The following is a 19,653-nucleotide window of genomic DNA, read 5'->3' on the forward strand; positions in this document are numbered from 1 at the left end:
ATCAATGGAACTCCCGCTGAACACCGGTGAACGGCCCTGGCTGGTAGTGCCGCAGCAGGAACTCGAGGTTCTCTGCGATCACCGAGCGGAGCTCGCGCGGCATCACGAGCCGCGAGATGGAGCCCAGGCTGAGTCCCTCGCGCGGGTTCATGAGCTCCCGCTCGTACCGCGCGCTGAACTCGGCCTCTCTCGCCTTCAGCCACGCCGCGGCCTCGTCGCGGGCCTCCGCCTTCGCCTTGGCCTCGTCCAGGCCGCGGGCGAGCCGCTCCTTGACGCCGGCCTTCTCCCTGGCGCTCGCCTGCGCGCGCACCTTGCGGAGCTCGTCCTTGTAGACGAACTCCTTGCCGGCGGGGCCCATCACGGCGACGCGCGTCGTGGGGAGCGCGAGCACGACGTCCGCGCCCGTCGCGTAGTTGTTGAACGAGGCATAGGCGCCGCCGAACGCGTTGCGCACGAGCAGCAGGATGCGCGGGGTGCGCACGTCGATGATCGCGTCGAGCATGGCCCGGCCGGCCTGCACGATGCCCATCGCCTCTTGCTCCCTGCCCGGGAGGAACCCCGTGGTGTCCTCCATGAAGAGGAGCGGGATGTTGTAGAGGTTGCAGAAGCGGATGAAGCGCGCGTTCTTGTAAGCGGCCGCCACGTCGATCTGACCCGACGCGACAGCGCTGTTGTTCGCCACGAAGCCGACGACGCGCCCGCCGACCCGCCCGAACGCGGTGATCGTGTTGCGCGCGCGCTGCGGCTGCACCTCGAAGTAGTCGCCGTGATCGCAGATGCGCTGGATGATGATGTTGATATCGAGCGGCGTGTTGTAGCCCGTCGGCGACGAGATCGTCCTGCGGAGGAGCGTGTCGATCTCGGTCGTCTCCCGCCCCACCGGATCGCTCGTCCGCTGGAAAGGCGCGCTCTCGCGGTTGTTGCTCGGCAGGTAACCGAGCAGCCGGACGGTTGTGCGCAGCGCGCCCACCTCGTCTGGCACCGTGAGATCGGCCACCCCCGAGGCGCCGTGGACGCGCGGGCCGCCGAGGTCGTCGGGCGAGACCACCTCGCCAAGGACCGATTTGACGACCGCCGCCCCGGTCAGGCCGAAGAACGTGCCGCCCGGCTGGATGACGAAGCTGCCCTGCCGCGGCAGGTAGGAGCCGCCGCCCGCGTTGAACCCGAACATGCACATGATGCTCGGGACCACGCCGCTGATCTTGCGCAGCGCCGCGAACGCCTCGGCGTAGCCGTCGAGCCCGCCGACGCCCGCGGGCACGTAGGCGCCGGCGCTGTCGTTGAGGCCGATGAGCGGGATGCCCCGCTCTCCCGCCAGCTGGAACAGCCGCGCGAGCTTGCGGCCGTTCGTCGCGTCCATCGACCCGGCGCGGACCGTGAAGTCGTGGCCGTACAGCGCCACGTCGCGGCTGCCGATGCGCAGGATCGCGGTGACCAGCGAGGCGCCGTCCAGGTTGGGCCCCCAGTTCTCGAAGACGACCCGCGGCGGCTCGGGCGTGAGCACCCGGATGCGCTCCCAGATCGTCATCCGGCCTTTGCCGTGCTGCCGGATGATGCTCTCCGGGCCCGCGGAGACATAGGGGCGCCTGCGGAGCTCCTCGGCCTCCCGGAGCGCCGCGTCGTACGCCGAGGCGGGCGCGGCCGGCGCCGAGGCACCCTCGTCGAGCGGATCGTCGAGCGAGGGCACGAGGGCGGAGGGATTCACGGCGACATCGTTGTGATCAAGAGGGCTCATGGACGGGCGAGGCGCTCTATATCATGGTCATGGCAGGGTCCGGGGGCGCACCTCGCGCGCCCGGCGAGGCGCGCGCCGACGTGTGGGGCGCGCCGGCATGTGGGGCGCGCCGGCATGTGGGGCGCGCCGGCATGTGGGGCGCGGCACGGGGTGCTGGGCCGGGTCGCCGCGGCCACCTCGACCGGCTCGCGCGGCGCTCTCCGTCTGGACGCGGCGAGTCATGCGTGGCTGAGCCCGGCGCCCGTCAGGATCAATCCGCGCGCGAGAGGACATGATCGCCGAACACATAGCGGCGCTGCTTGGCCGCGGCGAGCAGGTCGGCGCGGTGATCGGGGTGGGCGATCTCGATGAGCGCCAGCGCGCGCTCCCGGATGTTCCGGCCCCAGAGATCGGCGACGCCGTGCTCCGTCACCACGTAGTGCACGTCCCCGCGGCTCGTCACGATGCCGGCGCCCTGCTCGAACACCGGCTGGATCCGGCTGATCGTGCCGTCCTTCGCGGTGGACCGGAGCGCGATGATCGGCTTGCCGCCGGCGCTCCGCGCCGCGCCCCGGATGAAGTCGACCTGCCCCCCGATCCCGGAGAAGAAGCGGCCCATCAGCGTGTCGGCGGCGACCTGGCCCGTCAGATCGACGGCGAGGGCCGCGTTGATCGCGATCATCCTGTCGTTCCTCGCGATCGTCAGCGGATCGTTGGTGAAGGCGGCCCCGCGCATCTCGATGACGGGGTTTTCGTGGGCCCAGGCGTAGAGGGCGCGGCTGCCGAGGAGGAACGAGGTCACGAGCTTCCCCGGCAGGAGGGTCTTCCTGCGGTTCGTGATGACGCCGCGCTGGACGAGATCCATCACGCCGTCGGAGAGCATCTCGGTGTGCACGCCGAGATCGCTCCTGCCTCCCAGGGCGGCGAGGACGGCGTTCGGGATCTTGCCGATGCCGGTCTGGAGCGTCGCGCCGTCGGGCACGAGCGCCGCCACGTTGCGGCCGATGGCGCGGTCGACGTCGTCGAGCGGCTCGCTCGCGCGCTCGGGGAGCTCGCGGTCGACCGGGACGAGGTGGGTTATCCGATCCACGTGCAAGAACGAGTCTCCGTGGGTGCGGGGCATCCGCGGGTTGACCTCGGCGAGGACCACAGCCGCCGAGTCGACGGCGGCGCGGACGATATCGACGGAGACGCCGAGGCTGACGAAGCCGTGGGCGTCCGGGGGGCTTACCTGGATGAGGGCCACGTCGATGCCCACCCGGCCCGAGAGGATCAGGCTCGGGATCTCGGAGAGGAAGACCGGCATGAAGTCGGCGCGCCCCTCGTGGATCGCCTCGCGGACGTTCTGGCCGATGAAGAACGCCGTGTGACGGAACCGCCGCTCGAGGCCGGGGCGGACATACGGCGCGGGGCCCTCGGTCATCAGGTGGACGATCTCGTTGCCGGCGAGGTGGTCGCCGGTCTCCACCATGGCGTTCACGAGATCGGTCGGCTCTGCGGCGCCCGAGCCGACGAGGATGCGCCGCCCGGGGGGGATCGCGCGGATGGCTTCTTCGGCCGTCTTGATCTTGTCGCCGAAGCGCGATCGCCAGTCCGTGATCGTCTGCTGCATCGTGTGCCTTCTTCCGGTGTTCTTGGGTGGATGAACGGAGCGTGTTCGCCGGCGTCGGGGCGGGCGATGGCCGGCCGCGCCGTCACGCAGGTCGCGCCTCGGGTCAGGAGATCTCTCTCTCGGTGAGCAGGGCGGCCAGCACGGCCAGCGCGTCGGTCGTCGTGAAGACGCCGACGACCTGCGCGCCGCTCAGCACCACCGCCGAACCGTACTTGTGCTCGGCCATCTCGCGGACCACCTCGGAGAGCGGGGCGCTCGGCGCGACGGCGTAGGGGCACGGCGACATGGCCTCGCTGACGAGCAGATCGTCCCCCTCTCGCTCCTTGAGCGTCTCTATCCAGTAGATGTCCCGCTCGGAGAGGATGCCGACCAGCCGGCCGCCGCTCAGCACCGGCAGGTGCCGGATGCGATGTCCGCGCATGAGCGCGCGGGCGAGGCCGACCTTCTGATCGGCGCCGATCGAGTGGGGGCTCCGGGTCATGCAGTCCTGGATGCGAATGGTGGAAGAGCTCATGGTGCTTCCCCTGGCGCTGGACGTCCGCGATGAACGAGTCGGGCCGAGCGAACCGGCGCCCTTCGATCAAGCTCGGTTTGCCACGACATCTCCTCAGGCCCGCTTGCGCGCCGGCGGGATCAGGTACCCGCAGCACCGCCCGAACCACCGCAGCACGTCGAGCGACGACAGGATGCCGACGACCTTGCCGTCGTCCGCGACGACCGGCAGCCGGTGCACGCCCTCGTACGCCATGAGCGACGCGGCCTGCCGGATGCTGGCGCTCTCGTGCAGCTGCACCACGACGGGCGTCATCACGTCGCGCGCGGTGACCCTGACGGGCTCGTAGACATGGAAGCCCTGATCCATCTCGAGCGGCGCGACCTCGTCCGACCGCGAGGCCACCCGCCGCGACTCCTCGGTGTCGCCGCGCTCCTCTGCTGCGCGGAGCACGTCGGCCCGCGACACCATGCCGACCGGCTTGCCCGCCGCGTCCACGACCGGCATCCCGCTGATCTCGTGGCGGACGAGCAGGGCCGTGATGTCGTCGAGGGAGACCTCCGATCGGATGCAGATGACGTCCTTGGTCATGATCTCCGCGAGCGGCGCCTCCGGATTCACGGCCACGTCGGCGCCCACGCTGCGCAGCGGAGCCGCTTCCCCCGTGCCCGGCGCCGCGTGGCCGGTGTGGCAGACGACCGACGTCGTGCGCGAGCTCTTGTCGAAGTGCAGCGCATGGAAGCGGCTGCACGACTCGCACTCGCGCGCCGCCATCGAACGCTCCCGCACCGGACAGTAGACGGTCGCCACGACCGATTCCTCGCCGTCGTCTCCAACGATGCGTGTGCTGCGGATCGTGTGGTGCCGGAGCTGGTGCTCTCCGCCGGTAGGTCCAAGGGTTGTCATCGTCGTCTCCCGTTCGCCTCTGCGTCCTTCGCTCGAGGTGTGCCGTGGGATGAGCACCGTTCGTGCCATGCACTCGAGATCCCGGGCGTGCGGCGGCGGCCCTGGTACGCCGCGGTCGCGTCTGCGCCTCCGCGCGCCGTTTGCGCCGCGGCGCAAACGGCTGCCGGCTCCCTCGCGAGGCGCCCGCCCGCAGCTCGCGGCGCGAGGAGCTCGCTCCCGGCCCGCGCGAAGCGTCCAGCGCGCGGGGAGAGCCCCGCTCGCGCGAGGGAGCCAGCGCGCGCGAAACCCTCCTCTCCGGCGCCCGGAACGCCTGGCATGCGGCGTGCTGAGTATTGGGCAAACGAGCAGATGGGTGGAGCGAGGCGACCGCGGGTCGGGGCCTCGCATGGAGGCTGAGGAGGCTGTCATGTCGAGCGCAAACGCAACGAATCGGTTCATCGTCGTCGTCGGGATCGACTTCTCGGAGCCGAGCAACCGTGCGCTTGATCAGGCGCTCGAGTCCGCTTGCTGTCGCGAGAACGCCGAGGTGCACGGGGTCTACGTCGAGCCCGAGAGCTGGGTCGGCGTCGGGCTCTCGCGGGCGCCCATGGTGGCCACCAGGCCCGACGTGGCGCTCCAGCAGCTCCAGCAGCGCGCGAGCGAGCGCGTGAGCGCCATGGGCAACAAGCTCGACGGGGGGCGGCTGAAGCGCGTCGTCGTGCACTTCCGCCGCGGGGATGCGGCCGAGAACATCGCCCAGCTCGCCGCCGACCTGGACGCCGACCTCGTGGTCGTCGGCTCGCACGGCTACCGCGGGCTCGAACGGCTGCTCCTCGGCTCGGTCGCCGAGCGCGTCTCCCGGCTCGCGCGCTGCCCGGTGTGGATCGTCCGGCCGAAGGATCACGCGACCGCCGGCCGGGTCCCCGAGATCGAGCCGCCCTGCCCGGAGTGCGTGAGGCACCGGCAAGAGACGGGCGGCGCAGCGCTCTGGTGCGCGCGCCACTCGGAGCACCACGTCCGGCCGCACCGCTACTCGTATGCGACCAACGGGGTCTACGCGGCGTCGAGCGCGGCTTACCAGTCGACGCCCGAAGCGACGTGATCGCGCGGCGAGCTCGACGGGGCCGCGCGTCTGTCATGCACACAAGCGCCCGATACGCGCCGTGAGGACGCGAGGCGAGCGCGATCCCGCCGCGTTGACGCTCGTTGACGCTCGTTGACGCTCGTTGACGCTCGTTGACGTTCGTTGACGCTCGTTGACGTTCGTTGACGTTCCACCGCGCGCGAGGGATACACAGCGCCATGAAGCGGTCTTGCATCGCCCTGGCGGCTTTCGCGCTGTCCCTCTCCGCTCCCGCGATCGCGCAGCCGGTGAAGGTGTTCGTCCTCGCGGGCCAGTCGAACATGGTCGGCTACGGCGTGGGCCGCCAGCTCCCGGTCGAGCTCCAGAGCCAGCCGGACGTCTGGTACGACCACTACAACCCCGACGCGCGCGAGGGAGGGCCGTACGCCGCGGCGACGAGCGCCGACTGGGGGCCGCTCGAGCCGAAGGGCGAAGCCCGCCGCTACGGGCCCGAGATCACGTTCGGCCGCGCGATCGCCGCGGCGTACCCGGAGCACCGGATCGCGATCGTGAAGATGGCCCAGGGGGGCACCAACCTCGTCGATCACTGGGGGCGCGGCCTCGCGCCGGATCCCGAGGTGCTCTACAAATCGCAGCTCTACCACGCGCTCCTCGGCAAGCTGGACTCCGCGACGTACGAGGGCGACCGCGCCCTCCGTTATCCCGAGGAGGTGACGCGGCTCGACGGCGCCCTGGCGAGGCTCGAGTCGGAGGGGCACCCGTACGAGATCGCCGCGCTCGTCTGGATGCAGGGCGAGAACGAGGCGGGGTGGTCGGCCGCGTTCTCCTACGGCGATACGCTGCGCGGCTTCATCGCGGCGATCCGCGCGGACCTCGGCGTCCCCGGGCTCCCGGTCGTGCTCGGCAGGGTCAGCGACAACCTCTACCCCGCGAACGGCGGGCCCATCGCCGCCGGAAAGGAGGCGAACATCGACGCCGTGCGCGCGGCGCAGGTGACCGTGGCCGAGGAGGACCCGCGGGCCGCATGGGTCGACACGGACGACTTCACCGTGCGAGCGCCCGACGACACGTATCACTTCGACTCCGCCGCGTACCAGCTCCTCGGCGCGCGCTTCGCCGAGGCGTACCTCGCGCTCGTCCGCGAGGAGGGCTCGTCGACCGCGTCGTCGGCGAGCAGCGCCGGGAGCGCGGCCGCAGGGGGAGGGGGCGCCACGGGAGGCGGCGCGACCGGAGATGGCGCCACGGCCGTATCGAGCGGGAGCACGGCGACGGCGGGCGGCGCCGGGAGCGAAGCCGAGGGCGGGAGCGGCGCCACGGCCGTATCGAGCGGGAGCGCGGCGGCGACGGGCAGCGCCGAGGCCGCGGCCAGCTCGGGCGGGGTCGCGCCCGGGAGCGCCGGCGGCTGCGGCTGCCGTATCGCCGCCGGCCAGGGCCCCGGGGCAGCGGCAGCGCTCGCGCTGGTCGCGCTCGCGGGCCTGCGCCGCCGCCGCTCGCGCGGGCACGGGCAGGGCTGAGCGCCGGGCGGCGCCTCGTGGCGAGCTGGTGGAGCGGGGAAGGGGCGCGCGCCGGCTGCTCCAGGCGTGGTGGAGCAGCCGCGCCGCGCTTCGTGGGAGAGGCCTCGTCGTCACCTCATGGCGACGCGGAGGTTCATCGCTTCAGGGGAGCCGCAGGGGTCCGTCGTCAGGTCGTACGGACCAGCCTGCGAGCCTGCCGGTCATCGGGTCCTCATTGCGGGACGCAGCCGTTCGCCTCCGTGCACCCATAGCCGTCGCGGCAGTCGGCGTCCGTGTCGCACGCGTGGTTGCAGGTGTTGTCCACTGCGGCGCAGATGCCGCCCTCGGCGCAGTCGGCGTCCGTCTCGCAGTCGCCCGTGCAGGAGCCGCCAGGCCAGCCGTCGTAGCACATGCCGCTGATGCACTCGCTGTCGGCGGTGCAAGCGTCGCCGTCGGCGCTCTCGGCCGGCGCCGGGGGCGCCGGGAGGCAGCCCTCCGGCGTGCACATATAGCCCTCGCGGCAGTCGGTGTCCGTCTCGCACGCGCTGTTGCAGGTGTCGTCCGATGCGCAGATCCCGCCGCCGGCGCAGGGACTCGATGCGTCACAGTAGCCCGAGCAGTAGCCGCCGGGCCAGCCCCACTCTTCGAGGACGCAGAAGAGGCCGGCGCAGTCGCCGTCCGCCGTGCAAAGGTCACCGTCGGCGCCCTCGCCGGGCGGCGGGGCGCAGCGACCCACGTCCACAAGGCAGGTTGCACCCTCGCCCGTGCACTGAGCGTCGCTGGTGCAGGCCGGAGCGCAGAGCCCCTGGTCGCACCCATAGCCGTCGCGGCAGTCGGCGTCCGTGCCGCACTCGACGAGGCAGAAGCCTGCGTCGATGCAGGTGCCGCCGTCGCAGTCGCTGTCATCCACGCACTCACCCGTGCAGAAGCCGCCCGGATAGCCGTCGACGGCCTCGGTGGCGCAGAGGTAGCCACCGCACTGGGCGTCCGTCTCGCAAGCGCTGCCGTCCGGGAGGTAGCAGCCGCCGGACGCCTCGTGGCACGAGCCCACCTCCGTGCACTGATCATCGCTGGTGCAGCCCATCCAGCAGACCCCGTCGTCGCACGCATAGCCGTCGCGGCAGTCCGCCGACGTCTCGCACGCGGCCATGCAGATGGCGAGTGTCTGGCTCACCTGGGTGCAGACGCCGTCGCCACAGTCGTCGTCCGACAGACAGCCGGCGGTACAGTAGCCGGAAGGCCAGCCAGTATCGTCCTCCTCGAGGCAGATGTCGCTGGCGCACATCGCATCGCTGGCACAGGCAGCGCCGGGGCCACCGAGCTCGCCGCCGCCGGCGCCGGTGGTGGTGACCGCCGTCGTGGAGGTGACGCCGCCGCCGCCGTCGCCGCCAGCGCCCGTGGTGACGGAGGTCGTGGAGGTGACGCTGCCGCCGCCGTCGCCGCCAGCGCCCGTGGTGACCGAGGTCGTGGAGGTGACGCTGCCGCCGCCGTCGCCGCCAGCGCCGGTGGTGGCCGCGGCCGAGGTCGACGAGGCGCTGCCGCCGCCGTCGCCGCCAGCGCCGGTGGTGGCCGCGGCCGAGGTCGACGAGGCGCTGCCGCCGCCGTCGCCGCCAGCGCCGGTGGTGGCCGCGGCCGAGGTCGAGGCCGCGCTGCTCGATGAGGCCGAGCTCGAGGTGGTGCCGCCGCCCGCACCGCCGCCGCCCGTGTCGCCGCCGCCGTTGCCGCCGACGCCGCCTGCACCGCCGCCGCCCGTGTCGCCGCCGCCGTTGCCGCCGGTGCCGCCGTCGCCGCCGGTACCGCCGGTACCGCCGCCGCCCGTGTCGCCGCCGCCGTCGCCGCCGGTACCGCCGGTACCGCCGCCGCCCGTATCGCCGCCGCCGTTTCCTGACGTGCTGCTGGCCGAGGTGGCGCCTTCGCCGCCGGTGCCGCCGCCCGCACCCCCGCCGCCCCCAGTCCCGATGATCGTCGCGTCGTCGTCGCCGCACGCCGTCGTCATCAGTCCAAGAACGAAGAGACACACCAAAGATCGCATCTTCATCCGCTGCTCTCCAGCCGGTAGGGGTCCAGTGACGCGGCGCCGGCCGTCGGAGGCGAGGAGCCGCAGCGCGAACCGCGCGCACGCATCTTCTGTCGAAACGATGCGGATGCCAACGCCTCTTTACTCCTTCACGGCGCTTTCGGGCGGAGGGCGCCCGCGCAGTCCGCGTCCTACCTCGTCCACGCTCATCCTCGCCCCGGGCCAACGACGAACGCAGCAGCTTTTCGACGGCCGAGCGCGCGCGATTGTCGCGTCCGCTCCACGTTTGTGGAGCGCGTTTTGGAGGTCGCGACGCTCTCTTCTCCACTCGTTTTCACCCGTTGCACCCGTCCGGCGAGCCGTCCTTGCCGACCAGCGCGTTTCGCTTCTCAGCACCTTCCCGAGCCCGAGTGCACCTCCCGATGTCCGTGAGGTTTCGGGCGTCCGCTCCTCAGCTCGTTGGCAAGCCCGAGCGCATCGAGCGCACCTCCTGAGTTCGGTGAAGCGTTGGCCATTCCGCCCCTGTCGACACGAGCGCAGCGGCGGCCGCTGCCCCGCCCGCTGTCGGCCCCAGCGTCGCCTCGCGACGCGTTGTCGGCCCCAGCTTCGCCTTGCGATGATTGACCGGTCGCCGCCGGGGCTGGTATAGGTAGCCGTTTTCTTTGAGTTGAATTTTTCAGTCACAGTCGAAGCGAAAGGCGGTCGAGCGCGGTGTGCGCAGGTGAAGGGTGCCCTGGTGCTTCCAGTGCCAGCCATGTCGTCTTGCCTTTGCCGCGTCGCGTCGGCGCCCTGCGCCTCGGCGGACGACCTCTCATTTCAGCCAGAGGATGAGGAGACCCCATGCGTGTCCGACACGTGATGATCACAGCAGCGATCGCCGGTCTGTTCGCGGCCTGCGCCAGCTCGGGGAGCGATGGTGGCAAGACCGAGCAGCCGGTCTACGGGACGGTCTGCGAGGCCCGCTGCGCCTGCGAGGACTGCTCTGGCGACGAAGAGGGCCTGTGTGAGGCCGAGGAGGAAGCCATCGCCAGGCGAGCCGAGGAGCGCTGCCAGGACGAGCACACGGCGTACATCGACTGTGTCAGGCTGGAGGGCCGGTGCGTGGACGGTCATCACCTGGCGGAGGTCTGCGACGTCCATGCGGCGGCCCTGATGGGCTGTCTCGATCCCACGGACCACTGCCCCAGCGCGGGTGATGGCACCTGCGACGAGCCCCAGGGCACCGGCAACTGCCCTGCTGGGACCGACCGCGCCGACTGCCTCTCTCACTGTCCCTCGACCGGCAACGGCACCTGCGACGAGCCCGAGGGCACGGGCCGGTGTCCGGAGGGCACGGACGTCGACGACTGCGAGCTCGCGCCGTGCGACCGCGTGCAGGACGGCGTCTGCGACGAGCCCGAGGGCACGGGCGAGTGCGAGGAGGGCACGGACGTCGCGGACTGCGCGGCGGGCGAGCCGTGCGATTCCACGAACAACGGCGAGTGCGACGAGCCCGAAGGCACCGGTCTCTGCGAGGAGGGCACGGACCTCGCCGATTGCAACGCCACCATGGCCTGCGACGACCTCGACGAGTGCGGCAGCGACACGAGCGGGTGCATCGGATGCGCGGTCCAGGGGAGCTGCGCGGATGAGCTCGATGCGTGCACCCTCGACGACGAGTGCCCCCGGTTCGCTCAGTGCGCCGTGACCTGCAGGGACGGGGACGACGCCTGCTTCACCGCGTGCATCGACAAAACTCCGGATGGCGCGGAGCTCTATCTCAACTACGACAGATGCGTGAACTGCGATGAGTGTTATTACTCGTGCGGCAACGCCAGCATCCGCGGGTGCTGATCCGGGGCTCATCCCAGCGCTGCGGGGGGGATGAGCCTGCTTGATCGACGGACCGTTCGCGGGCTCTCGGCCCGCGCCGCCCTCCGCGCCCTCGTTCTGGTAACATCGCCCGTCTTGCCGGAGCTCCCTCTCACCCCCGCCGATCTCGACGCGGTGCTGGCGCCGCTCCCCAGCGCCCGGCCGCTGCCCGCGCGCGCGTACTGGGACGAGGACGTCTTTGCCTTCGAGCAGGCCGAGATCTTCGGGCGCTCCTGGCTCTGCGTCGGCCGCGAGGACGAGATCGCCCGCCCGGGAGAGTGGCTGCTCGCCCCCCTCACGCCGGCGGGCGTCGTCGTCCTCCGCGGCGCCGATCTGGAGATCCGCGCGTTCCACAACGTCTGCCGCCACCGGGCGGCGACGCTGCTCGACGGCCCGTGCGGCCGCCTCGCGCACCTCGAGTGCCCGTACCACGGCTGGACCTACGAGCTCTCCGGCGCGCTGCGCGCCGCGCCCCACGCGCCGCCCGGCTTCGACCGCGGCGCGCACGGGCTCCTCCCGGCGCGCGCCGGCGCCCTCTTCGGCTTCCTCTTCGTGACGCTCGATCCCGGCGCGCCGCCGCTCGAGAGCGCGATCGGCGAGGCGCCTCCCTGGCTCTCGCGCCCCGGGCTGCGCTCGCTCCGGCGGGGCAGGCGGGTGGAGTACGAGGTCGCCGCGAACTGGAAGCTCTGCGCGGAGAACTTCCAGGAGTCTCACCATTTCCCGCGCGTACACCCCGCGCTGGAGCGGCTGACCCCGTGCGACGACGCCGTGTCCTGGGGCCGGGGCGGCCCGTGGCTCGGCGGTGTCATGGACCTCGCGCCCGGTGCCGACACCGTCTCGACGAGCGCGGCGCCCGGCGCGCGGCCGCTCATCGTCCCCGAGGCGGAGCGGCGGCGCGTGCGCGACGCCATGCTCTTCCCGGGCCTGCTCACGAGCCTCCAGCCCGACTACCTGCTCACGTACCGGCTCGCCCCGCGCGCGCCCGACCGGACGCTCGTGATCGCCGACACGTACTTCCACCCCGCGGCGTTCACGAAAGGCTTCGATCCGGGCGACGTGTTCACCTTCTGGGACGCTGTGAACCGGGAAGACCGCGCCATCTGCGAGCGGCAGCAGCGAGGGATCCGCGCGCCCGGCTACACGCCGTCGACCTACGCCATGGTGGAAGACGGCGTCCACGCCTTCGACGGCATGGTCGCGCGCAGGTACCTCTCGGCGCTCCGCGCGGGGACGGCATGAGCGAGCGCTGCGGCCGGCGTGGTCGCCGGTAGATCGGGCTCCGGTTACTGCGCGACGCAGTTCTCCTTCATCACTTCCCAGACTGCATCTCCGGTGGCGATGCTACCGGCAGAGGTGGGGTGGATTCCGTCTTGCGTATACTCGTTGTGTCCGTTCCAGGTCGGACGAAGGTCCAACCAGTAACACTTCGGTGCCGTGAGCCCGTCGCACAACGCCTTCATCTTCGGCCGGAGCGTGTCGAGGCAGCTCTTGAGCGACGAGAAGTTGTTTCCGATGGGGTCGGGATAGAAGAAATAGACCACCTTCTCGACGTTGTCCTTCTCCATGGTCTCGAACAGCGACTGCGCCGCCGCGAGGGCCCCGTCGCCGTCCCCTCTCAACAAGCAGTCGTTCCCGCCGCCATCCATCAGCACGTACTTGATCATGCCGTTCTCCGCGGCCTTGCGGTACTGGCTGGGGATCTGATCGTTGGCGAGCGTCGTGCCGCTGACGGAGTTGTCGATGTAGCGGTCGTTCTGGGCGAGGGAGCCGTTGGCCTTGGCCTGCTTCTCGATCTGCTGCGTGATGCCGTGAGTCGCGGCGATGAACGATTCTCCGATGACCGCGACTTGATTCCCCTTGGTCTGGCCCTTGACGCACTCGCCCGGTTCACCGCCCGTGCCGACCGTCTCTCCTCCGCTGGCCGAGCTGCTGGCCTCCGCGGTGCTTGCGCTGCTGCTGCTGCTGCTGCTCGAGGTGCTCCCGGCTGTCGCGCCTCCGGCGCCGGTCGTGGCCGCACCGCCCGAGCCGACCGTGGCCGTGGTCTCCGCGCTGCTGGAGGTGGTCTCGTCAGGGGCGCCTCCGCCGGCCGAGGACGTACCACCGTCATTGGCCTCACCGCAGGCCCAGATGCCGATGCTCAGGAGACCGAGAACGCTCAGTTTCGTAGCGACGTAGGAACGTGTCGACCTCATTTTTTTTCTCCAGTGTCCGCTTGGCGCCGAGGTTTCAAGCGGCGAAAGCCACTCATTGCCTTGTATTGACGATTCAGCCATGCATCGAAGGGCCGCGTTCGACCGATGCAGGTGACTGCCACGACGTCGTACCCAAGCCGGCTGACGCGATGTATAGGCATACTCGCCTATGCCTCGATGCGAGACGTCACGGCCATATTGGTGGATTGAACAATTCGGGCGAGAGTCGAATTCGGTGTCTGCGCCACGGCCCATCCTTCTGGGAGGCCCCCGAGGCGTTCGGTCCCGAGCGCTCCACGCCCGAGCCCGGCTCCCCGCCCGTGCTGGCTCACGCCAGGCTTCGATCCGGGCCACGTGGGCGCCTCCTGGGACGCCGCGAACCGGGAGGACCGCGCCCTCTGCGCGCGCCGGCAGCGCGGGATCCGCGCGCCGGGCCGCGCCCCGTCGACCTGCGCCCTGGTGGAGGACGGCGCCCACACGTTTGACGGCATGGTCGCGCGCGGGTACCGCTCGGAGCGAGGACGGCATGAGCAAGCTCTGCGGCCTGTGGGGCCGCCCCTACATCGACCTGTCGCCGCTGATCGACGCCGCGTGCTTCCCCGAGCTCGATCGCGAGATCGTGCGCGGCCTCTGCCGCGTCGAGCCCTCGTACACCGGCGGCAGCCTGAAATGGATGGGCGTGGTCGCGCCCTGGGTGCGCGACGACCCGTACGTGGATTACGGGGAGGTCATCGAGGGCTTCTCGCGCGACGAGTTCTGCGACTTCATCGCGCTCGGCGATGACCCGTCCGCCTTCGATCCCGACCGGCGGCGCGAGTACACGTTCGGAGACGAGACGGATCACCCGCTCACGCGGGCGCAGATGCTGTACCTGAAGTACCGCTACGGCGTCTATTTCCCCTGGAAGGTCTGCTATCATCTGCTCGAGAACGATCGCTGGGAAGACAAGCACTCTGGCGCGGGCAAGGACTTTTCGGCGGAGGCCGGGGCGACGTTCCCCCGGACGGTCGAGTTCATCCGGGGCCTGCCGTTCGTCGAGATCGGGCGGTGCGTGATCTTCGGCCTCGAGGCGAACGATCATGCGCCCGCGCACCGGGACACCGAGCCTGGGAGCGCGATCGGCGCGGCGCAGTCCATCTCGTTCGACCCGCGCGGCGACAAGCGGTTCTATGTCTGCGACAGGGCAGGGGAGGAGCGCACGGTCGTCCGCGCGCCCATCTACTGGTTCAACGACATGGATTACCACGGCGTCGAGCCGGACCCGTTCTTCCGGTACTCGATCCGCGTGGACGGCGTGTTCAAGCCGGAGTTCGTGAAGCAGCTCCAGCGTCTGTACGGGCGGTAGGCGCGGGCGAGGGAGCAGCCGCGTACCACCGCGATCCTGTGGCGGAGGCGACGGGAACATACCGCCGCGAAGCGCGGCGCATTGCCAACCGCTTCCTGGAAGGCGGCCTCAGGGCGCCTCCAGGCTGCGCAGCCCCGCGCGCCAGTATCCCGGCCTTCGCTGTCCGTGCGCGATGGCGAGCACGACAAGGGTCTTGTCATGCACCAGGTACGGAAGAGAGAAGGGGAATCGTTGCAGGACGAACATACGAATCGGGACGGAGGTCGTGAGCCCCTGCCAGCGGGGCCACGCCTCGGGATGCTCGCGGATTGATGCTACCGCTCGGGCGACCTCGGCGACGAAGTCCAGCCCCAATCCCGGCTGCCGGGCCTCGTACCACTCCGCCGCGGCCGTGAGCTCCTCGCGCGCTTCGCGGTGGTAGTGCGCCTTCACCGGCGAGTGGCGGCGAGCCGCGCGGCGAGTTGTTCATGGACGAGGTCCGCGTCTTCCAGCTCGGCCAGTCCGGAAAGGACCTCGTCCGCCCGACGCTCGATCTCAGCCGTCCAGCGCCCCTCGACCTCCGTCTCTGCCGGGTCGTCCAGGCTGGCGAGGATCTCGTGCGCGAACTGTGCGCGGACGGATGGCGGGAGCCGCAGGATCTTGGCCAGTAGATCGCTCTCATGCTGCGACATGGTGCACTGTGGAGCTTAGCACGAGCGTGGCACCGGGCGCACCTCACAGCGGTCGCTCGGCTGCGGGAGCCGTGCCGGGATAGGATCTTCTATGGCACCGCGGCAGCCGCGGGCGGCGTAGCGGCAGCCGCGGGGGGAGCGCCGTTCACCACGAGGTGGATGAACTGCAGCTTCGCCACGGCGGGGCGCGGCAGCACGAACGGGTAAAAGTCATGCTGGCCCATGCTGCGCGACATCTCGTTGAGCACGGCCGTCAGCTCCACCCAGGCGTTCAAGAAGCCCAGGAAGGTCTCGGCCCCTCGGTCGTCCGGCCGCCACAGCGCGTCCGCGCCCCATGGCTCGACGTCGAGCTCCACATCATCGGCGTCGATGCCGAAGCTGAGGGCCGTATCGACGGTGTCGACCATGTGGAGATAGTGGGCCCAGGTCTCGGCCCAGTCTTCCCACGGGTGCATGCTGGCGTAGGCGCTGACGAAGCGCTCGGGCCAGTCCGCCGGCGGCCCCTGCTCGTAGTTGGCCTTCAGCGCGGCGGCGTAGTCCTGCTGCTCGTCGCCGAACAGCTCCCGGAACGGGGCCAGCCACCCGGTGCCCTTCACCAGGCGGTCCCAGTAATAATGGCCGACCTCGTGGCGGAAGTGCCCGAGCAGCGTGCGGTAAGGCTCGCGCATCGCGGCGCGGGTGCGCTCGCGTGTGGCGTCGTCCGCCTCCTCGATGTTCAGCGTGATCACGCCGTCGGCGTGGCCGGTCATCACCCTGGGCCCGTCGGGCGGCGAGGCGAGGAAATCGAAGCAGAGGCCGCGCTCCGGATCCTCGCCGATCCTGGACTTCACCGGCAGGTTCAGCGCCAGGAGCTGCGACACGAGCCGTCGTTTGGCCGTCTCGAGCAGGCGCCACTGCGCCTGGTGCTGGGCGACGGAGAGATCTGGAATGGTGCGGTTGAGCCGGCACGCGGCGCAGAGCGCGGGCGCCTCCGCCGCCGCCGGTATCAGCCAGTTGCAGCCCGACGCCAGGTCGAAGTTGCCGCAGCGCCTGTAGAGCTGCGGCGCGTCCGCCGTGTCGTGCCCTATCTGCCACGTACCCTCGGTCGGGCCGGCCTTGAGCGGCAGGACCTGGGCGCGATCGGGCTCGTACCCGAGCGGCGTCTTGCAGGCGAGGCATTCGCTGTTGCGGAAGAACACCGGCCTTTGACACTGGCAGCGGTAAGCGCGCGGGGCGGTGGGCTGCTTGGTCCGCTTCCAGGCGCTGCGCAGGCGCGCGATCAGACTGTCAAAGCGATTGGTCATGGTGGGTTGAGCGGCCTCGATCGTGTCGGCCTCAGCTCACGATCGCAAGGTTTGCAAGTTGTATGCCAGGCTTCTGGCTCGGCGCTCGCGACACGGGCAGGACCTAACGTGCCGTGGACGGACGTCGCGAAGTGTCTCGGTGTGGCAACAATGCCGGCGACCCGACCCAGGTTGAGCGCTTCAGCCCGACCCGGGTTGGGAATCGACTCCCCGCCTCCCCGGCGCTTGCACTGCTGCTGCGCGCGCCTCGCTACTTCGTCGCGCGGTAGCTCTCCGGCGGCCCCAGGTAGCTCGGCTTGAGCCCGCCCGTGTCCACCACGAGCTTGCCTGGCACGGCGAGATCGGCAGGCCCGTCGGCCCCGAGCGCGCCGGCTCCGGCGGGCGTACGGGGCCGCGCCACACTTCTTGGAGGTTCAGGTCCAGCCGCAGCTTCCTCGCTGCTCGCGGCCGTCAGGCCGGCTGGGAAGGGGGCGGCCGCCGGCGACTCCGCCGGCGGCTTTGCCACCCGTGGCGGGCAAGGTCAGTTGGTGGGCACGAAGCGCAGCGATGCGAGGCGCACGAGCTCGCCCTGGCCGCCCTTCACCTTCAAGTAGACCTCGTGCGTGCCCGACGTGGGCGCCACGTTGCACGTCGTCGTCGTCCACTTCTCCCAGCCGTCCGTACCGGGGAGGGCGCAGGTGCCGATCCTCTCGCCGCCTGCCAGCGGATCGATCCAGACCTCCACGGTGCCGCCGGCCCCGGCGCTCGAGGCCTCCAGCGCGATCGCCTTCGACTTCACACCCCCGCTGCCGAGGTCGACGCTCCCGAACATGGCCCAGTCGCCGTTCTCCAGATCACCCAGCACCGGTCCCGCCGACGTGCTCGACACGACCTGGGCGCCGGACTGCTGGTCCGCCTCCGCGGCCGGGATCGGGGTGAATCCGTCACGATAGGTGAACAGGTCGAAGTAGGCACGGCTATTGGTCGCGAACATGCCGGCCTGGTTGCCAATCCAGGTGTGAGCCATGGCATAGAACCCGTCGAGCGTGGAGACGTCGATCTCGGTGCCTACCTGGGTCCATTCGACTCCATCCGTGCTGAACCAGCCCGTGGCCTTGTGCTCGGAGCGGACCAGCTTCAGCCAGACCGCTTTCCCGGCGGGGGCGGGGACCGACGCGCCCACCACGACCGGCTCGGCAAGCTCGGTGTACGCAGCCCCCGCCTCGGCCGGGGCCTGCACCGAGCGCGACCGGAAGGAGAAGCGAATCATGTCCTCCTCGCCCTCCATGACCCGCGCCACCGAGACGTCCATGATGGCGGGGAGCCTGAACTTCTCGCTGTCGTTCATCCACGTCGGGCAGGAGAGCACCTGCTCGTCCTGCCAGTAGCCGTTGCCCACGCGGATGCCGGCCGCGTCCCCGTCGGCCGCGGGCGCGAACTCGACCTTCGCGACCATGCTGCTCGAGTGCAGCGCGTCCTTCTGAACGACCCACGTGGTCTCTCCGGTACCCGGCGTGATCCGCAGCCACCCCGGGCGATCCACCACCGAGTACTTGTCCTCCGACGCGCCGTAGGTGGTCCACGCGGGGTCGATCGTGGCCGACGAGAAATCGTCGTTCACGGGCAGCAGGAAGGGCACGCCGCTCTGCGGCAGCTTGGGCGCGGGCAGATCGCCCTTCTTGGTCGGGTAGTGCGGGACCGGGATCGTCTTCCCGTCCACCTCTTGGTCGACCCAGGTCACCTCCAGCAGCAGCCCCTCGCGGCCAAGCCCCTGCCAGTCGCCGTTCTTCGAGGTCTTTGTGTCGTCGGTGCCCACGTTGCTGCAGTCGTACGAGTGGGCAAAGGCCCACCACGAGCCGTCCTCCAGCGCGATCGGCGACGTGGTGTGCTGGACGCCGGCGTACGGCTCCTCGCCGGTAAGGACGTAGCCGAGCCACGTCCAGTCCTCGGGGGTGCTGCCGACCAGCTTCTTCGACGCCCAGGCGTGCAGCTGGCCGCCGCAGGCCGTGTGCGTCGAGACGAAGTAGTAGTACCAGTCGCCGCGCTTGGCCATCGTCGGCCCCTCGGCCCACTTGCTCCAGTCAGGATTCGTGAAGTCGCCGCAGCCGCCGGTCTCCTGATCCCAGTTGATGAAGCTCATGTCGATGCTCGACTCGGGCAGCAGCATCCCGGTCTTGGGATCGATCTCCGTGACCAGGTTGATGCCGAAGTCGTTGGGGTGCTCCGCGTCCCACTTGCACAGACCGTTCTTGATGATCATGTACGTCTTGCCGCTGTCGGGATCGACGAACACGGAATTGTCGGAGCCGGTCCCTCGTTCGTACGAGGTCTCGCTGCCGGGCGGCGTGTAGGGGAAGATGTCGACCTTGGTGGGCTCTGACCACGGGCCCTCGAGGCTCGGCGCCGAGGAGAAATGCTGGGTGGCCCCGATGGAGTAATAGACCCGGTACACATCGCCGGCCTTGACGATGAAGCCGCCCCAGGTGCCCTGGCCCGGGCCGAGCTGCGCCTCCAGCGCGGGAGCGGTGGAGTGGACCACCCGGTTCATGCGCTCCCAGTGAAGGAGATCCGTCGAGCGCAGGATCTCGAAGGCGGGCATCATGTGGAAGTTCGACCCGACCAGGTAGAAGTAGTCGCCTTCCCGGTAAATGTTCATGTCCGGGTGATCACCGGGCAGAACGGGGTTCTGGTAGGTCGTCACCTGGAAGGCCGCGTCGCCGTCGCCGCCCGCCCCACCGCCGCCGGCGTTCGGAGAGCCACCCGCGCCGCCGTCGCCGCCGGAGCCGCCGTCGCCGCCGCCGTCGCCGCCAGTTCCACCTCCCGATCCGCCCTGACTTGAGGAGCTTGTCGAGGTAGGTCCGGACGAGGTGCTAGATCCCGCCGGGCTGGGATTGGGCTCGTCCGAGCCGCACCCGATCGCGATCAATCCAACGAAAGTGACAATCCCTGCTGCATAAGAGCGCACGATGACCTCTCAGTTCCTTGTTGTGGACCCTTGAATTCCCGAGGGCGTCCGAAATGATCAATGAACGGG

The 19,653-nt window shown here is 70.4% G+C and carries 16 protein-coding genes; 5 read left to right on the forward strand and 11 right to left on the reverse strand.

Going from position 1 to position 19,653, the window contains the following annotated elements:
• Position 1: 1 nt before the first annotated feature.
• The 4 genes from WMF11_RS18505 to WMF11_RS18520 form a co-directional block, all read right to left on the reverse strand.
• Positions 2–1,735: an acyl-CoA carboxylase subunit beta gene (locus WMF11_RS18505; RefSeq protein ID WP_437909698.1), complete on the reverse strand. Its 1,734-nt coding sequence runs from the start codon at positions 1,733–1,735 to the stop codon at positions 2–4.
• Between the two features lie 250 nt (positions 1,736–1,985).
• A complete protein-coding gene (locus WMF11_RS18510; RefSeq protein ID WP_437978397.1) occupies positions 1,986–3,326 on the reverse strand; it encodes an acetyl-CoA hydrolase/transferase family protein in 1,341 nt (446 codons plus the stop codon).
• A 103-nt stretch (positions 3,327–3,429) separates the two neighbouring features.
• Entirely contained in the window at positions 3,430–3,840 is a 411-nt protein-coding gene (locus WMF11_RS18515) for a CBS domain-containing protein (protein WP_437553323.1), read from the reverse strand.
• Positions 3,841–3,933: 93 nt separating this feature from the next.
• Complete coding sequence (locus tag WMF11_RS18520) at positions 3,934–4,725, reverse strand: CBS domain-containing protein (protein WP_437978398.1); 792 nt, start codon at positions 4,723–4,725, stop codon at positions 3,934–3,936.
• 406 nt (positions 4,726–5,131) lie between these two features.
• Between WMF11_RS18520 and WMF11_RS18525 the strand changes: the two genes are divergently transcribed.
• Positions 5,132–5,806 (forward strand): universal stress protein, encoded by a 675-nt coding sequence (locus tag WMF11_RS18525; RefSeq protein WP_437909701.1) that lies wholly within the window; start codon positions 5,132–5,134, stop codon positions 5,804–5,806.
• A 200-nt stretch (positions 5,807–6,006) separates the two neighbouring features.
• Positions 6,007–7,302, forward strand: coding sequence for a sialate O-acetylesterase (locus WMF11_RS18530; protein WP_437978399.1), 1,296 nt, complete (start codon positions 6,007–6,009; stop codon positions 7,300–7,302).
• 211 nt (positions 7,303–7,513) lie between these two features.
• Here WMF11_RS18530 and WMF11_RS18535 read toward each other — a convergent pair whose 3' ends face one another.
• Positions 7,514–9,319, reverse strand: a complete 1,806-nt coding sequence (locus WMF11_RS18535) for a hypothetical protein (protein WP_437978400.1) — start codon at positions 9,317–9,319, stop codon at positions 7,514–7,516.
• 819 nt (positions 9,320–10,138) lie between these two features.
• On the opposite strand from WMF11_RS18535, the gene WMF11_RS18540 reads away from it, so the two are divergent.
• Together WMF11_RS18540 and WMF11_RS18545 are read left to right on the forward strand one after the other, a co-directional pair.
• On the forward strand, positions 10,139–11,131 hold the full coding sequence (locus tag WMF11_RS18540; RefSeq protein WP_437909704.1) for a latent transforming growth factor beta-binding protein: 993 nt from the start codon (positions 10,139–10,141) through the stop codon (positions 11,129–11,131).
• Positions 11,132–11,245: 114 nt separating this feature from the next.
• Complete coding sequence (locus tag WMF11_RS18545; RefSeq protein ID WP_437978401.1) at positions 11,246–12,388, forward strand: aromatic ring-hydroxylating oxygenase subunit alpha; 1,143 nt, start codon at positions 11,246–11,248, stop codon at positions 12,386–12,388.
• Between the two features lie 44 nt (positions 12,389–12,432).
• Here WMF11_RS18545 and WMF11_RS18550 read toward each other — a convergent pair whose 3' ends face one another.
• A complete protein-coding gene (locus WMF11_RS18550; protein WP_437909706.1) occupies positions 12,433–13,341 on the reverse strand; it encodes an SGNH/GDSL hydrolase family protein in 909 nt (302 codons plus the stop codon).
• A gap of 526 nt (positions 13,342–13,867) precedes the next feature.
• On the opposite strand from WMF11_RS18550, the gene WMF11_RS18555 reads away from it, so the two are divergent.
• Positions 13,868–14,686, forward strand: coding sequence for a hypothetical protein (locus WMF11_RS18555; RefSeq protein WP_437978402.1), 819 nt, complete (start codon positions 13,868–13,870; stop codon positions 14,684–14,686).
• 108 nt (positions 14,687–14,794) lie between these two features.
• Here WMF11_RS18555 and WMF11_RS18560 read toward each other — a convergent pair whose 3' ends face one another.
• The 5 genes from WMF11_RS18560 to WMF11_RS18580 form a co-directional block, all read right to left on the reverse strand.
• Positions 14,795–15,118 carry a type II toxin-antitoxin system RelE/ParE family toxin gene (locus WMF11_RS18560; RefSeq protein ID WP_437978403.1) on the reverse strand — a complete coding sequence of 108 codons (324 nt, stop codon included), beginning with the start codon at positions 15,116–15,118 and terminating at the stop codon, positions 14,795–14,797.
• Positions 15,115–15,357: an addiction module protein gene (locus tag WMF11_RS18565; RefSeq protein ID WP_437909708.1), complete on the reverse strand. Its 243-nt coding sequence runs from the start codon at positions 15,355–15,357 to the stop codon at positions 15,115–15,117. The genes WMF11_RS18560 and WMF11_RS18565 overlap by 4 nt, the downstream gene beginning before the upstream one ends.
• An 89-nt stretch (positions 15,358–15,446) precedes the next feature.
• Positions 15,447–16,640 carry a zinc-binding metallopeptidase family protein gene (locus WMF11_RS18570; RefSeq protein WP_437978404.1) on the reverse strand — a complete coding sequence of 398 codons (1,194 nt, stop codon included), beginning with the start codon at positions 16,638–16,640 and terminating at the stop codon, positions 15,447–15,449.
• A 250-nt stretch (positions 16,641–16,890) separates the two neighbouring features.
• Positions 16,891–17,040 carry a hypothetical protein gene (locus WMF11_RS18575; protein ID WP_437978405.1) on the reverse strand — a complete coding sequence of 50 codons (150 nt, stop codon included), beginning with the start codon at positions 17,038–17,040 and terminating at the stop codon, positions 16,891–16,893.
• A gap of 120 nt (positions 17,041–17,160) precedes the next feature.
• Positions 17,161–19,584, reverse strand: coding sequence for a family 43 glycosylhydrolase (locus tag WMF11_RS18580; RefSeq protein WP_437978406.1), 2,424 nt, complete (start codon positions 19,582–19,584; stop codon positions 17,161–17,163).
• Between the last annotated feature and the right edge of the window lie 69 nt (positions 19,585–19,653).

It is taken from the genome of Sorangium sp. So ce295 (genome assembly GCF_051527405.1).
GTDB lineage: Bacteria > Myxococcota_A > Polyangia > Polyangiales > Polyangiaceae > Sorangium > Sorangium cellulosum_B.